The sequence below is a fragment of the Tardiphaga sp. genome (genome assembly GCF_028290495.1).
Classification (GTDB): Bacteria; Pseudomonadota; Alphaproteobacteria; order Rhizobiales; family Xanthobacteraceae; genus Tardiphaga.
Window position 1 is genome coordinate 19,623 of the sequence record NZ_JAQGJT010000046.1, and the last position, 13,840, is coordinate 33,462.

12 protein-coding genes are annotated in these 13,840 nt (G+C 63.1%); 6 read left to right on the top strand and 6 right to left on the bottom strand.

What is annotated here, in order from left to right; all coding sequences use genetic code 11:
- The first annotated feature begins 51 nt into the window (after window positions 1-51).
- Both JWQ24_RS08400 and JWQ24_RS08405 read left to right on the top strand, forming a co-directional pair.
- Entirely contained in the window at window positions 52-807 is a 756-nt protein-coding gene (locus tag JWQ24_RS08400; protein ID WP_299806582.1) for a glycosyltransferase family 2 protein, read from the top strand.
- Window positions 807-1,145 (top strand): lipid-A-disaccharide synthase N-terminal domain-containing protein, encoded by a 339-nt coding sequence (locus tag JWQ24_RS08405; RefSeq protein WP_299806584.1) that lies wholly within the window; start codon window positions 807-809, stop codon window positions 1,143-1,145. Before JWQ24_RS08400 ends, JWQ24_RS08405 begins: the two co-directional genes overlap by 1 nt.
- Here JWQ24_RS08405 and JWQ24_RS08410 read toward each other — a convergent pair.
- Together JWQ24_RS08410 and metC are read right to left on the bottom strand one after the other, a co-directional pair.
- On the bottom strand, window positions 1,142-2,833 hold the full coding sequence (locus JWQ24_RS08410) for a Na/Pi cotransporter family protein (RefSeq protein WP_299806586.1): 1,692 nt from the start codon (window positions 2,831-2,833) through the stop codon (window positions 1,142-1,144). The genes JWQ24_RS08405 and JWQ24_RS08410 overlap by 4 nt on opposite strands.
- A gap of 102 nt (window positions 2,834-2,935) precedes the next feature.
- Window positions 2,936-4,126 carry a cystathionine beta-lyase gene (gene metC / locus JWQ24_RS08415; protein ID WP_299806588.1) on the bottom strand — a complete coding sequence of 397 codons (1,191 nt, stop codon included), beginning with the start codon at window positions 4,124-4,126 and terminating at the stop codon, window positions 2,936-2,938.
- A gap of 335 nt (window positions 4,127-4,461) precedes the next feature.
- Here metC and JWQ24_RS08420 point away from each other — a divergent pair, with 335 nt between their 5' ends.
- The 4 genes from JWQ24_RS08420 to JWQ24_RS08435 are packed head-to-tail and all read left to right on the top strand — an operon-like array spanning window position 4,462 to window position 8,965.
- On the top strand, window positions 4,462-5,475 hold the full coding sequence (locus JWQ24_RS08420; protein WP_299806590.1) for an amino acid ABC transporter substrate-binding protein: 1,014 nt from the start codon (window positions 4,462-4,464) through the stop codon (window positions 5,473-5,475).
- A gap of 23 nt (window positions 5,476-5,498) precedes the next feature.
- Window positions 5,499-6,704, top strand: coding sequence for an ABC transporter permease subunit (locus tag JWQ24_RS08425; protein WP_299806592.1), 1,206 nt, complete (start codon window positions 5,499-5,501; stop codon window positions 6,702-6,704).
- The gene (locus JWQ24_RS08430) at window positions 6,701-8,212 is read left to right on the top strand and encodes an amino acid ABC transporter permease (RefSeq protein ID WP_299806594.1); all 1,512 of its coding nucleotides are present in this window, start codon (window positions 6,701-6,703) and stop codon (window positions 8,210-8,212) included. The genes JWQ24_RS08425 and JWQ24_RS08430 overlap by 4 nt, the downstream gene beginning before the upstream one ends.
- Window positions 8,213-8,224: 12 nt before the next feature.
- On the top strand, window positions 8,225-8,965 hold the full coding sequence (locus JWQ24_RS08435) for an amino acid ABC transporter ATP-binding protein (RefSeq protein WP_299806729.1): 741 nt from the start codon (window positions 8,225-8,227) through the stop codon (window positions 8,963-8,965).
- Window positions 8,966-9,082: 117 nt separating this feature from the next.
- On the opposite strand, the gene JWQ24_RS08440 is transcribed toward JWQ24_RS08435, so the two are convergent.
- The 4 genes from JWQ24_RS08440 to JWQ24_RS08455 form a co-directional block, all read right to left on the bottom strand.
- Complete coding sequence (locus JWQ24_RS08440; protein WP_299806596.1) at window positions 9,083-10,123, bottom strand: cysteine synthase A; 1,041 nt, start codon at window positions 10,121-10,123, stop codon at window positions 9,083-9,085.
- 107 nt (window positions 10,124-10,230) lie between these two features.
- Complete coding sequence (locus JWQ24_RS08445) at window positions 10,231-11,475, bottom strand: cyclopropane-fatty-acyl-phospholipid synthase family protein (RefSeq protein ID WP_299806598.1); 1,245 nt, start codon at window positions 11,473-11,475, stop codon at window positions 10,231-10,233.
- A 139-nt stretch (window positions 11,476-11,614) separates the two neighbouring features.
- Window positions 11,615-12,442 (bottom strand): DUF1365 domain-containing protein, encoded by an 828-nt coding sequence (locus JWQ24_RS08450; protein WP_299806600.1) that lies wholly within the window; start codon window positions 12,440-12,442, stop codon window positions 11,615-11,617.
- Window positions 12,443-12,444: 2 nt separating this feature from the next.
- Window positions 12,445-13,758 (bottom strand): FAD-dependent oxidoreductase, encoded by a 1,314-nt coding sequence (locus tag JWQ24_RS08455; RefSeq protein ID WP_299806602.1) that lies wholly within the window; start codon window positions 13,756-13,758, stop codon window positions 12,445-12,447.
- Window positions 13,759-13,840 lie beyond the last annotated feature (82 nt).

Below are 13,840 nucleotides of genomic sequence, written 5' to 3' on the forward strand. Positions count from 1 at the left end.
CTTCCCGCGGGCGGCCGGCATGGCCGGGTTCCCGCGGCGTCGCATTCAACCATGAGCCCCGATTTGTCCCTGCCTGACACCATTCCCGTCGATGTCTCCATCGTGGTGCCCGTGCGCAACGAGCAGGACAATGTCGCGCCTGTAATCGCCGAAATCGCCGCCGCGCTCGATGGCCGGTTTGCCTACGAGATCATCTACGTCAATGACGGTTCGACTGACGCCACGCCGCAGCGGCTGGTCGATCTGATGCAGCAGCGCGACAACCTGCGCCGCATCGATCACGCGCAATCCTCCGGCCAGTCGGCCGCGGTGCGCAGCGGCGTCCGCGCTGCGCGCGGCGCCATCGTCGCGACGCTCGACGGTGACGGTCAGAACAATCCTGCGTTCCTGCCTGACCTGATCGGGGCGGTGCAGGCTGGCCACGGCCGCGTCGGCCTTGCCGCCGGCCAGCGCGTCGGGCGCAAGGATACCGGCTTCAAGAAGATGCAGTCGAAGATCGCCAACCGCGTGCGCAGCGCCATCCTCAGCGATGGCACTCGCGACACTGGCTGCGGCCTTAAGGCGTTCCGCCGCGACGTGTTCCTGTCGATGCCGTATTTCGACGGCCTGCATCGCTTCCTCCCGGCGCTGGTGCGCCGCGAGGGGTTCGAAATCGCTTATGTCGACGTCATCGACCGTCCCCGGCACTCCGGCGTTTCCAATTACGGCTTCTTCGACCGGCTGTGGATCGGCATCATGGATCTCGCCGGTGTGTGGTGGCTGATCCGCCGCAAACGGCCGACACCGGTCGCAACCGAGTTCAAATAATGTTCATTCACTACGGTCAGGCGCTCGGGGACTATCTCTACGATGTGTTCGTCGCCAAGTTCGATTTCTGGCTGGCTTTCGGGCTGGTCGCGCAACTGCTGTTCACCGCGCGCTTTCTGGTGCAGTGGATCTCCAGCGAACGCGCCGGCCAGAGCGTGGTGCCGATGGCGTTCTGGTTCTTTTCGATGGCCGGCGGCATGATGACGCTGGTGTACGGCGTCGCCAAGCGCGAGCCGGTGATCATCATCGGTCAGGCCTTCGCGACGGTGATCTACATCCGCAATATCATGCTGATCCTCAAGAACCACGCCAAGGGCTCCAAAACGCTGGACAGCTAGCCCCGCACCGACGGCGCCGTATCGGTCAGCGCCAGCGGTTCGGATGCCGCGCTGTCGGGGGCGTGCAATTCGCCGGCGGCATCGAGCACCGGATAGGCGGCCGAGCAGATATGCGAGTGGACCCGCCGGAGGTCGCGCAGCACGTCGAGATGCAACGACGTGGTCTCGATCGTCTCGGGGCGGCCTTCGCGCAAGCGGTCGAGGTGGCGCTCGGTCGCGGCCAGTTCCGCACTGCGCAGCGCGCTCTTTTCCGCCAGCAGCTTCCGCGCGTCGTTGACGTCGCCCGACATGAACACGCCGAATGCCATCCGCAAGGAGTCCATTGTACGCTTGTGGAACGCGGAGAGTTCTTCGGCACCTTCCGGTGAGAACTGGAAGCGGCGCTTGATCTTCTTGGTGGCGAGCTCGCTCAGGTTCTTGTCGATGATGTCGCCGATATGCTCGAGATTGATGGTGAAGGAGATGATCTCCATCGCGCGGTGGCCCTCGCGTTCGTCGAGACTGCCGCGGGTCAGCCTGGTGACGTAGAGTTTGATGGCTTCGTCCAGGCTATCGACCTGATTGTCCATCCGCGACACCTGATCGACCAGCGCGCGGTCATTGGTCATCAGCGCCGCCATCACCTTGCGCAGCATCACCTCGACGAGGTCGCCCATGTGCAGCGTCTCGCGCGCGGCATCGGCGAGAGCCAGTGATGGCGTCTCCAGGGCGCTGTCGTCGAGATAGCGCGGCTTCGCCGGATCGACGTCGAGCACGCGATTGGGCAGCAGCCGCTTCAGCAGCGCCGCCATTCTGTCGAGCAGGCCGATGAACAGGACGGCGGTAGCCAGATTGAAGACGATGTGGAAGGTCGCGGTCATCTTGGCGGCGTCCGGCTGCCACTGCTGCATCAGTTCGGAGATCGGCCGCAGCCATGGCGCCACCAGCAGCACGCCGATGACGCGGTTGAGCAGGTTGCCGTAGGGCAGGCGGTAGCTGGCGGGATTGTCGCGCTTGGCGCCTTCGAATACCGGATTGATCGCGCTGCCGAGATTGGCGCCGAGCACCAGCGCCAGCGCGGCGTAGGGCGTGATGAAATGCGCGTATGCCAACGACATTACCAACAGCACAGTGGCGACGCTGGAATGCACGGCCCAGGTGACGATGGCCCCGAGCAGGATACACAGTATCGGATCGCCGGTGATCGCGTTCATGAACACGCGCATGCCCGGCGCGTTCTCCGCGGGCGCCAGCGTGTCGAGCAGGATGTGCAGCGCCAGCAGCATCAGGCCGAGCCCGATGGCGACGCGGCCGAGATCCTTGATGCGCGATCGCGCCCCGGTGCGGAACGCGAGCAGGCCGATGATAAAGAGGACAGGCGCCGCCGCCGACATGTTGAACGACAGCAATTGCACGATCAGCGTGGTGCCGACATTCGCGCCGAGCATGATCGCCAGTGCCGGCACCAGACTCACCAGCCCTTCGGCCGTGAATGAACTCGTGATCAGTGCGGTCGCGGTGCTGCTCTGCAGAAGGGCGGTGAGGCCGATTCCGGCGCCGAATGCGGCGAACCGATTCTTCAGTGCCCGCGCCAGCACCAGTCGCAGGTCGGAACCGAAAGCGCGCAGGATGCCGGTCTGCACCATGTGCAGGCCCCACAGCAGCAGCGCGACGCCGCCCATCAAATCGAGCAGTACGATGCTTCCCATGCTTGTCCGTTCTGCAATTGACTCGAACGGACAAAGCTATGCCGATCCGCCGGGGGATCAATGCTTTTGTTGCAACGCAGACGCGGGGCTGCGGTGCGTAGATTACACCGCGCCGAGCGCCGCGAAGCCGCGTTCCAGATCCGCTTTGAGATCATCGACGCTTTCCAGCCCGATATGCAGCCGCAACGTCGGACCGCCCGGCGCCCATTGGGTGGCGCTGCGATAGGGCGCGCAGTCGAACGGGATAACCAGGCTCTCGAAGCCGCCCCACGAATAGCCCATGCCGAACAGTTGCACCGTATCGAGCAGCGCATCGACCGCGGCTTGCGAGACCGGCTTCAGCACGATGCTGAACAGGCCGGAAGCGCCGGTGAAATCGCGCTTCCAGATGGCGTGGCCGGGATGGCTCTCAAGGCCGGGATGCAGCACGGTCAGCACTTCTGGCCGCGCGGCAAGCCAGTGCGCCATCTCCAGGCCGGAACGCTGGTGATGCGCCAGCCGCACCGCCATCGTGCGCAATCCGCGCAAGGCAAGAAACACATCGTCCGGTCCGGCGCAGACGCCGAGCAGCTTGATGCCTTCCTCGACCTGCGGCCAAGCGCGGGCATTGGCCGAGATGGTGCCGAACATGATGTCGGAATGGCCGCCGATATATTTGGTCGCGGCCTGGATGCTGATGTCGACGCCTTGTTCGAGCGAACGGTGATACAGCGGCGTCGCCCATGTGTTGTCGTCGATCACCAGCGCGCCGTGCGCGTGCGCGATTTCTGCGATCGCCGGCACGTCGGGCATCTCGAAGGATTGCGAGCCGGGCGCCTCGACCAAGATCGCGCGGGTGTTGGGCTTGAGCAGGGCTTTGATGCCGGCGCCGATCAGCGGATCGAAATAGGTCGTCTCGATGCCCAGCCGCGCCAGCATGCCGTTGCAGAAATTGCGCGTCGGCCGGTAGGCGCTGTCGCTGACCAGCAGATGATCGCCGGCTTTGAGCACCGAGAGCAGGGTGGTGGAGATCGCCGACAGGCCGGACGGCACCAAGCCAACGCCCGCACAGCTCGGGCCCTCCAGCGCCATCAAGGCTTGCTGCAGCGACTTGGTGGTCGGCGTGCCGTGGCGGCCATATTGAAACTCGCCGCGATGCGCATGCAGCGCTTCGGCGGTCGGGTACAAAACGGTAGAGCCGCGCACTACCGGCGGATTCACAAAACCTTTTTGCGACACGGTGTCGCGACCGGCGGTGACGAGTTCGGTCTCGATGGCGAGGGAGGTGGTGCCGTGGTTGTTGATCGATGCCATCATGATCCGCCGTCGGTTGGGAGAAGTCTTGCCACAGCCACAGGGCGCAGGGATCGTCCAGCAGGCGGGAGACTTGGATATGCCACCTAACAGGACCGGGAAGATCACCGTCAACCCCTTGACCCCGCAGCCGGTTCGTTCTGTGATGTGGCCCTGTAATACGATCGCGGCATGTTGAGGGGCCTGCCGCGAATCCCATCCATCGCCTGATTGCACAGCCTGCTCTGATCGATTCGAGGCCGGGCCGGGCTTTGCGAGGACCGTGCAGATCGCATAGGTTGGTCCTTCGGCATGGCGATCAACCATTGCTCCGAACGTTCTCGAAAGGCTTTGTTATGAAACGCGCAATTCTGGTTTTCACGCTCGCGCTCGCCGGCCTGTCCGTGCAGGCGGCGACGGCGCAAACGCTGAAGACCATTCGGGATCGCGGCATGCTGTCCTGCGGCGTCACCCAGGGCCTGCCGGGTTTCTCGGCGCCGGACGACAAGGGTAACTGGGCCGGCTTCGATGTCGATCTGTGCCGGGCCGTGGCCGCGGCGATCTTCAACGATTCGACCAAGGTCAAATACGTTCCACTGTCGGCCAAGGATCGCTTTACTGCACTGCAGTCCGGCGAGATCGACGTGCTGTCGCGCAACACGACCTGGACGCTGTCACGCGATACTTCGCTGGGCGTCAACTTCACCGGGATTTCCTACTATGACGGACAGGGATTTCTGGTCCGCAAGTCGCTCAAGGTAAACTCTGCGCTGGAACTGAACAGCGCTTCGATCTGCGTACAGACCGGCACCACCAACGAGCAGAACATCGCCGACTACTTCAAAGGCAACAACATGAAGTACGAGGTGATCGCCTTCGGCACCGCCGATGAGACCATCAAGGCCTATGAATCAGGCCGTTGCGACGTGTTCTCGGCGGATGTCTCGCAGCTTTATGCCGAGCGTCTGAAGCTTGCCGTGCCAGCCGATCACGGCGTACTGCCGGAAGTGATTTCCAAGGAGCCGCTCGGCCCGCTGGTGCGTCACGGCGACGACCAATGGATGGACATCGTGCGCTGGACGCTGTTTGCGATGGTCAATGCCGAAGAACTCGGCGTCACCCAGAAGAACGTCGATGACATGGCGAAATCCGACAAGCCCGAGCTGAAGCGCATCTTCGGCACCGACGGCAATCTTGGCGAAACGCTGGGGCTCACCAAGGACTGGGTCGTGCGCATCATCAAGGCGACCGGCAATTACGGCGAGGTATTTGACCGCAACGTCGGCGCCGGCTCCAAGCTCGGCATCGCCCGCGGTCTCAACCAGCTCTGGAACAAGGGTGGTATCCAGTACGCCCCGCCGATCCGCTGAACTCGAACAGACCGGGCGCGGCAATGTCCACCGGAGCCAGACCGCCGCCGTCGCAAGTCGTCGCCAGGTTGCGGCGGGCATTGGGCGGGCAGGCCGGCTGGAGCGGACTGGCGCTGCAGATCCTGTTCGTCGCCGCGCTGGCATGGATCGGCTACGAGATCGTCGCCAACACGCGCGCCAATCTGGCGCTGCAGGGCGTTGCCTCGGGCTTTGGCTTTCTCGGCAACACCGCCGGATTCGGCGTCAGCCAGTCGCTGATCCCGTATGCCGAAAGCGACACCTATACGCAGGTGTTCTTCGTCGGCCTCGTCAACACGCTGGTGGTGTCGGGTATCGGTATCTTCTTTGCCACCCTCATCGGCTTTGTGGTCGGGCTCGGCCGGATGTCGCCGAACTGGCTGCTGGCGCGGATCGCCGGCGGCTATGTCGAACTGATCCGCAATCTCCCGCTGCTGTTCCAGATCTTGTTCTGGTACCTCGCCGTGCTCGCCACGCTGCCGAGCCCGCGGCAAAGCATCTCGCTGTGGGACAGCTTCTTTCTCAGCAACCGCGGCTTCGGCGTGCCGAAGCCGATCGGCGCCGCAGGCTTCGATGCGTTCGCTATCGCGATTGTCGTGGCTGTCGTCGCGGCGCTGCTGCTGCGCAGCTACGCGCGACGTCAACTGTTTCAGAGTGGACGTCTGATACGGGTCTGGCCGTATGCGATCGGCTTGCTGATTGGTTTGCCGGTGTTAGCCGTGCTCGCGTTCGGCAAGCCTGTCACGTTTGAATACCCGGAACTCAAGGGCTTCAACTTCTCCGGCGGTTCACGGGTGATCCCGGAATTCGTTGCCTTGGTGCTGGCGCTGTCGACCTATACCGCTGCATTCATCGCCGAGATCGTCCGCGCCGGTGTGCAGTCGGTGCACCGCGGGCAGGCCGAGGCCGGCGCATCGTTGGGGCTCTCCCGCAGCGAAACGTTGCGGCTGATCGTGGTGCCGCAGGCGCTGCGCGTGATCCTGCCGCCGCTCACCAACCAGTATCTCAACCTCACCAAGAACTCGTCGCTGGCGGTGGCGATCGGCTATCCCGACCTGTTCTCGGTGTTCGCCGGTACCACCCTGAGCCAGACCGGGCAGGCGATCGAGATCATCGCCATCACGATGTCGGTCTATCTGGTGATCTCGCTGATCACCAGCGCGATCATGAGCTTCTACGGCTGGCGGCTCGGCCGGAGTTTGCGCGGATGAGCGAGCCCGCCTTCATCGCGAGAGAATTGATCCCGCAGCGCGCTGCGCCCGACAGGACCACGGGGCTGCCCGGCTTTGTCCGTACGCGGTTGTTGAATTCACCGACCAACGTGTTGCTGACCTTGGTCTGCATCCTGCTGCTGTGGTTCAGCATCGTCCCCACCGTCAAATTCCTGCTGATCGACGCGGTGTGGCACGGTCGCGACCGCAATGCCTGCCTCGCCGAAAATGCCGGCGGCGTCGTAGGCGCGTGCTGGCCGTTCGTGCGGGCCAAGCTCACGCAATTCATCTACGGCTTCTATCCGCAGCCGGAACGCTGGCGCGTCAACCTGACCTTTTTATTGGGCGGGCTGCTGCTGCTGCCGCTGCTGATCCCCAAACTGCCGGCCAAGAGCCTCAGCGCCGGACTGTTCTTCATCGCCTTTCCGATCGTCGCGTTCCTCCTGCTTTATGGCGGCGGGATCCGCGGTTTTGGCGTCGCGTGGGGCGAGGCCGCGCTGTCCGTCCTCGCCAAGGGCCTGGTCGATAGCGGCTACAAACTCGCCGAGGTGACGACGCTGCCGCTGTTGTCGTCAATCGCCTATGGGCTGGGGACGCTGATCGCATGGATAGGTTACGCGCTGGCGATTGTGCTTTGGCCGCTGACGCTGCTGAAGAAATACACTCAGGCGTCGGGTCAGCCGGTATGGGCCGACTTCTTCGCCACCGCGCTGATCGTCTCGGCGATCCTGTTCGGCCTCACCGGCGGCTTTCGCAACGGTTGGCGCGCGTTGATCGCCAGCCTCACCACCTTCGCCGGCATGGCGATGGTGATTGCGATCCTGCGCCTCGACCGCGGTGGTCTGCCGATCGTCGATACACGGTTGTGGGGCGGCTTGCTGGTGACGCTCGTTGTCGCGGTCACCGGCATCGTCAGTTCGATGCCGGTCGGTATCGCGCTGGCGCTCGGACGGCGCTCGACGATTCCGCTTATCCGGGTGTTCTGTGTCGCCTTCATCGAATTCTGGCGCGGCGTGCCGCTGATCACGGTGTTGTTCTTTGCGACCTACATGCTGCCGCTATTCCTGCCGGGCAGTTTCACCGTCGATGGTCTGGTCCGTGTGCTGATCGGCATCGCGCTGTTTGCCGGCGCCTATAACGCCGAAGTCATCCGCGGCGGACTGGCCGCGATCCCGCGCGGGCAGGTGGAAGCCGCCAGCGCGCTTGGCCTGCCGTATTGGAAGACCACCGGCCTTGTGGTGATGCCGCAGGCGTTGCGCCATGTCATCCCCGGTCTCGTCAACAGCTTCATCGGGCTCTTGAAAGACACGTCGCTGGTGTCGATCGTGGCGCTGTTCGACCTGCTCGGACAGCTGCGCGCATCATTCGCCGATCCCGTCTGGTCGACGCCGACCACTTTGTTCACCGGCTTTGCCTTCACCGGCATCATCTACTTCGTGCTGTGCTTCGGCATGTCGCGCTATTCCCTGTTCGTCGAGCACCGGCTCAATGCTCACCGGCGTAGTTGAGATTTCATGATCATGAATGCGAACCCGATCGTCAGCATTGCCGGCCTCAACAAGTGGTTCGGCGATTTCCACGTGTTGCGCGACATCAATCTGGATGTCGGCCGCGGCGAGCGTATCGTGATCTGCGGTCCGTCCGGCTCCGGCAAGTCGACGCTGATCCGCTGCATCAATGCGCTGGAGGAATTTCAGGAGGGCTCGATCAACGTTGACGGCATCGAACTCGGCCCCGACCTGCGCCGCGTCCACGACGTCCGCCGCGATGTCGGCATGGTGTTCCAGAGTTTCAATCTGTTCCCGCATCTCACCGTGCTGGAGAACTGCACGCTGGCACCGATCTGGGTGCGCAACATCCCGAAGAAGGACGCTGAGGAAGCGGCGATGAAGTATCTCGAACGGGTACGGATTCCGCAGCAGGCCGACAAGTATCCCGGTCAGCTTTCAGGCGGCCAGCAGCAGCGCGTGGCGATCGCGCGCGCGCTGACGATGAGCCCGAAGGTGATGCTGTTCGACGAGCCGACCTCGTCGCTCGATCCGGAAATGGTCAAGGAAGTGCTCGACACGATGGTCGACCTGGCCGAGGAAGGCATGACCATGCTGGTGGTGACGCACGAAATGGGATTTGCCAAGCAGGTGGCCAACCGCGTCGTGTTCATGGATGACGGACAGATCATCGAGATGAACACGCCGGATGAATTTTTCGCGCATCCCAAGCACGAACGGACGAAATTGTTTCTCGGGCAGATTTTGCGCTGATGTTGCTGTTTCGCTCCGTCATGGCCGGGCTTGTCCCGGCCACCCACGATGTAGCGCGCGAACGTGGATGCCCGGGACAAGGCGGGGCATGACGAACGAGAGGCCTGCGCCTTCGAGCTACACTTTCTCGAACGGCAACGAGATGTGGCTCTTGCGCTCCAGCCATTCCGGTACCGGTAGGTTCTTGCTGCGCATGAAGTCCGGGTTGAACAGTTTCGACTGATAGCGGTGACCGGAATCGCACAGGATGGTGACGATGGTCTTGCCCGGCCCCAACTGCCGGGCGAGCCGGATGGCGCCGGCGATGTTGACGCCGCTGGAGCCGCCGAGACACAGGCCTTCATGCTGCAGCAGGTCGTAGATCAGCGGCACGAATTCCTCGTCCGGAATTACATAGGCCTCGTCTACCCGCGCTTGTTCTGTGATGGCCGTAACGCGGCCGAGCCCGATGCCTTCGGAGATCGATCCGCCGGGCGTCGCCTTGGCTTCGCCGTACTTGAACAATTCGTACATCCCGGCGCCGCGCGGATCGGCGCAGCCGATCACGATCGCCTCGTTTTGTTCTTTCAGATAGGCGCTGATGCCGGCCAGCGTGCCGCCAGACCCGACCGAGCAGATGAAGCCGTCGATCTTGCCGTCGGTCTGCTGCCAGATTTCCGGACCGGTCGACTCGTAATGCGCCTTGGCGTTGTCGAGGTTGTTCCATTGATCGGCGAACAGCACGCCGTTCGGCTCGCTGAGGCGCAACTGCTCGACCAGTCTCTTGGCGACGTGCTGGTAGTTGTTGGGATCGGAGTAGGGCAGCGCCGGTACTTCGATGAGCTCAGCGCCGCACAGCCGCAGCACGTCCTTTTTTTCCTGGCTCTGGGTTTCCGGAATGAGGATCAAGGTGCGATAGCCGCGTGCGCTGGCCACCAACGCAAGACCGATGCCGGTGTTGCCGGCGGTCGCCTCGACCACCAATCCGCCGGGCTTCAGCTCACCGCGCTTCTCGGCTTCAAGGATCATCCATTTGCCCGCGCGGTCCTTGACCGAGCCGCCCGGATTCATGAACTCGGCCTTGCCAAGGATATTGCAGCCGGTCAGTTCAGATGCGCGCTTCAGTCTGAGCAGGGGCGTATGGCCGATCGCTTCGACCACGTCTTGGTTGATGTTCATGATGCCGGAGTTCTTGCCATGTGAGCCAAACAGGCGGCGACCCTAGTGGAGGGGGCGGGGGCGCACAAGGGAGGGCAAAAGAACGCTGCCGGTCTGCTGTTTCATGGTTATTTCGCCTTCGCGAACACCACCTGGCGGACGTCGATATTCCCCGACAGGAAGCCGGCCTCGCAATAGGCCAGATAGTATTCCCACAGCCGGCGGAACCGGTCGTCGAAGCCGAGCGGCGTCAGGTTCGGCCATGCCGCGCGGAAATTGTCGCGCCATGTCGCCAGCGTCTTGGCGTAATCCAGCCCGAAGATGCGCTCGCGAACCACGGGCACACCGAATTTTTCGCCGAGCGATTTGAGGATTTCTGGCGACGGCAGCATGCCGCCCGGAAAGACGTAGCGCTGGATGAAATCGACCTCACGCCGATAGGCCTGGAAGAACTTGTCCTGGATGGTGATGGCCTGGATGCCGACCAACCCGCCCGGCAACAGCCGGTCGCGCAGTTGTGAAAAATATTGCGGCCAGAACTGCTCGCCGACGGCCTCGATCATCTCGATCGAGGCGATGCGGTCATATTGGCCGCGTTCGTCGCGATAGTCCTGGAACTTGATTTCGACCCGGTCGCTGAGGCCGGCGTCCTGCATCCGCTTCTGCGCGAAATCGCGTTGCTCGCGGCTGATGGTCAGGCCGGTGACATGGACGCCGTAGTTCTTCGCAGCATATTCCGCAAAGCCGCCCCAGCCGCAGCCGATCTCCAGCACCCTGTGGCCCGGCTGCAGGTCGATGGCCTCGGCAAGGCGGCGGTACTTGTTGTTCTGCGCGGCGGTGAGGTCCTGCGTGCCGTCCTCATAGATCGCCGAGGAATAGGTCATGCTGGGATCGAGCCACGCCGAATAGAACGCATTGCCGATGTCGTAGTGGGCGTAGATGTTCTTCTTGGCCTGACGCTTCGTGTTGCGGTTGAACCAGTGGCGGACGATCTGCACGAAACGCATCACCGGATTGTCGCCGAGCATTGCCTGGATCAGGTCGTGATTGACGCAGAAAAGATACAGGAACTGGGTCAGATCCGGCGTGTCCCATTCGCCGTGCAGATAGGCCTCGGCAATGCCAATGTCGCCGCCGTTCAGCAAACGGGACGCAAAGCCGTAGTCGTAGATCGTCATCTCAGCGGCCGGGCCGGGCTCGACACCGCCGAGCCGGACCTGGCGACGGTCTGGCAATGTCACATCAAGCGTGCCGCGACGCAGCTTCGAGCCGAAGCCGAGCGCCAGCCGCACGATGCGCGGCAGGTCAGACAGCTGGGAATCGACATTTTCCGGCGTGAGCAAGATCAGTTTGGACGCGACTACATCAGACATGGCAGATCCATCGAATGGTGTGGCTCTGAATCCGAGTTGCACGTGGACTGAAGGGGATAGCCGCAGCCCTTGTCGAAGCAAAGTGCCGTTGTGCGACGCGGAATCCGGTCCGCGCGCAACGAATGTCGCTCGAGTATAGTCACTGCTGAGCGGGCTCGCCAAGACGGTATTTTTGCGCCGGTGCCGGACGCGGAACAAGTCGTGCACCCTTGATCCACAGCCGCAGCGCTTCCCAGTGGATCGCAGCCATGATCTTGAGCGTCACCATCGGCAGCGCGCAGAACGACTTCAGCAGCGCCGCCGTGGTCAGCGCCCGGCGCTTGCCGTTAAAGGTCGCCGCAAGCAGCGGGCCTTCGGCATCGGTTTCCAGTATGCGCAGCTTGACGGTCTGTCCGGGAGGCGACACCCGGAAATGATAGCGCATCTTCATCTCGATGAAGGGGGAGACGTAAAACAGCTTGTCCTGTGCCTGCCGGATGCCGGCGTCGCTGTGTTCGCCGGGCCGCACCGGCAGAACGTAAGCGTGGATATCGCCAAAGGTGTTGCGGACCTCGTAGATGGTCAAGGCGAGCGTGCCGTCTTTGGTGTGGCAGAAATACGCCGACAGCGGATTGAAGGTGTAGCCGAGCAGGCGGGGGTAGCTCAGCAGCAGCACCCGGCCTCCGGCGAGGTCGATGCCGTGTTCGGCAGCGCAACGATGCGCATAGGCCGATAGCGAAGTGCCGTCGCGCGGGCCGTGGTCGCTCTCGCGAAAACTGTACAACGCGGCGCGGTTGACGCCGAACAGCGGCGTCAGCCGGTTAGCTTCATCCAGCCGGTCGAGATCGAGCAGCAGGCTCATGACGCGGTAGTTGAAGCGATGGCCCATCGGCTTCAGCCGGGCATGCATGACGTCGCCAAAATACAGCGCTGCCGCGGCCGAACCGGCGTCGGTCTGCGCTTCCATTTTTGCGATGCGGTCGGGCATGGCTACTCCGCGGCCTCGGCCAGTTCGGGCGGCGGCGCGCGCCACGGCACGGTCGCGCCCAGCGCCTCGGCCACGTCCAGACCGGATCGCAGGCCGTCTTCGTGAAAGCCGTAGCCGGTCCAGGCGCCGGCAAACCAGGTGTGGCGCTTGCCCTGGATCTCGCCGAGCCGTTTTTGCGCGGCGAAAGCCTTGGCATTGTATTGCGGATGTTCGCATATATTGCGGCCGAAGGTCAGCGCAGGGTCGGGCGCGAAGGGCGGGTTAAGGCTGACGAACAACGGCTTGTCGTCGCTGATGCCCTGCAACCGGTTCATCCAGTAGGTGACCGCGACATTGTTGAGCGTGGTGCCTTCGCGCTTCCAGCGCAGGAAATTCCACGACGCCCAGGCGTTCTTGCGCTTCGGCATCAGCCTGGCGTCGCGATGGAGGTAGACCACGTTGGGCGAATAGCCGATGTCGCCGAGAATCGCAGTTTCCTCGGCGCTGGGATCAGACAACATCGCCAGCGCCTGATCGCTGTGCGACGCCACCACCACGTGGTCGTAGGTCTCCGTACGACCATGGCTGTCGTGGATCACGACGCCATGCGCCGCGCGGTCGATCGCCGTCACTGCGCAGCCGAGCCGCACGTGATCGCCGAACGCCGCCATCAGTTTCTCGACGTAGCGCTTGCTGCCGCCGCGCACGGTGCGCCACACCGGACGGTCATATTGCAGCAGGCGGTGGTTGTTGAAGAAGGCGATGAAATTCTCTGCGGGAAAGTTGAGCATCTCGTCGGCGGGTGCGGACCAGATCGCGGCGCCCATCGGCGCGAGATAGTCGGTCAGCAAGCGCGGCGCGAATTTGCGCCAGGCGAAGTATTCGCCGAGCGTCTTGCCGTCCAGCAAGCCGGCATCCCGGTCTTTCACGCTCTGCTCGTTGAAGGTCAGGATGTCGCGCAGCATGCGCAGATAGGACGGCGAGAACAGGTTCTTCGGTTGCGCGAACAGGCCTCGTGCGGTGTCGCCCCAGGTGTCGCCGCCACCCTTCCACTCGAATTTGCCGCCATCGGCGGTGACGGCAAAGCTCATGCAGCTTTCCACCGTCTCGACGTCGAGATGGGCGAACAGTTCGGTGAGGTCGGGATAATTCAGCTCGTTATAGACGATGAAGCCGATATCGACGGCGAGTGCGGTGCCATCATAATCGATCGTCATGGTGTGGCTGTGGCCGCCGGGGCGCAACTCGCGGTCGTAGACCGTGACGGGATAGCGCTTCGACAATGCCCAGGCTGCGGCATTGCCGGCAATTCCCGTTCCGATAATAGCGACGCGCATTCCGATCCCCTGTGCCCGATGCAAGCGATCGAGTTACGTTGGTATCCCGTTGAGGTTTCAAGATTTTTGAGAGAACCGCGGG

Bases quoted from the DNA above. Each gene is read 5' to 3' on its own strand.
- JWQ24_RS08400 (WP_299806582.1), top strand. From the start codon at position 52: ATGAGCCCCGATTTGTCCCTGCCTGACACCATTCCCGTCGATGTCTCC.
- JWQ24_RS08405 (WP_299806584.1), top strand. From the start codon at position 807: ATGTTCATTCACTACGGTCAGGCGCTCGGGGACTATCTCTACGATGTG.
- JWQ24_RS08410 (WP_299806586.1), bottom strand. From the start codon at position 2,833: ATGGGAAGCATCGTACTGCTCGATTTGATGGGCGGCGTCGCGCTGCTG.
- metC (WP_299806588.1), bottom strand. From the start codon at position 4,126: ATGGCATCGATCAACAACCACGGCACCACCTCCCTCGCCATCGAGACC.
- JWQ24_RS08420 (WP_299806590.1), top strand. From the start codon at position 4,462: ATGAAACGCGCAATTCTGGTTTTCACGCTCGCGCTCGCCGGCCTGTCC.
- JWQ24_RS08425 (WP_299806592.1), top strand. From the start codon at position 5,499: ATGTCCACCGGAGCCAGACCGCCGCCGTCGCAAGTCGTCGCCAGGTTG.
- JWQ24_RS08430 (WP_299806594.1), top strand. From the start codon at position 6,701: ATGAGCGAGCCCGCCTTCATCGCGAGAGAATTGATCCCGCAGCGCGCT.
- JWQ24_RS08435 (WP_299806729.1), top strand. From the start codon at position 8,225: ATGAATGCGAACCCGATCGTCAGCATTGCCGGCCTCAACAAGTGGTTC.
- JWQ24_RS08440 (WP_299806596.1), bottom strand. From the start codon at position 10,123: ATGAACATCAACCAAGACGTGGTCGAAGCGATCGGCCATACGCCCCTG.
- JWQ24_RS08445 (WP_299806598.1), bottom strand. From the start codon at position 11,475: ATGTCTGATGTAGTCGCGTCCAAACTGATCTTGCTCACGCCGGAAAAT.
- JWQ24_RS08450 (WP_299806600.1), bottom strand. From the start codon at position 12,442: ATGCCCGACCGCATCGCAAAAATGGAAGCGCAGACCGACGCCGGTTCG.
- JWQ24_RS08455 (WP_299806602.1), bottom strand. From the start codon at position 13,758: ATGCGCGTCGCTATTATCGGAACGGGAATTGCCGGCAATGCCGCAGCC.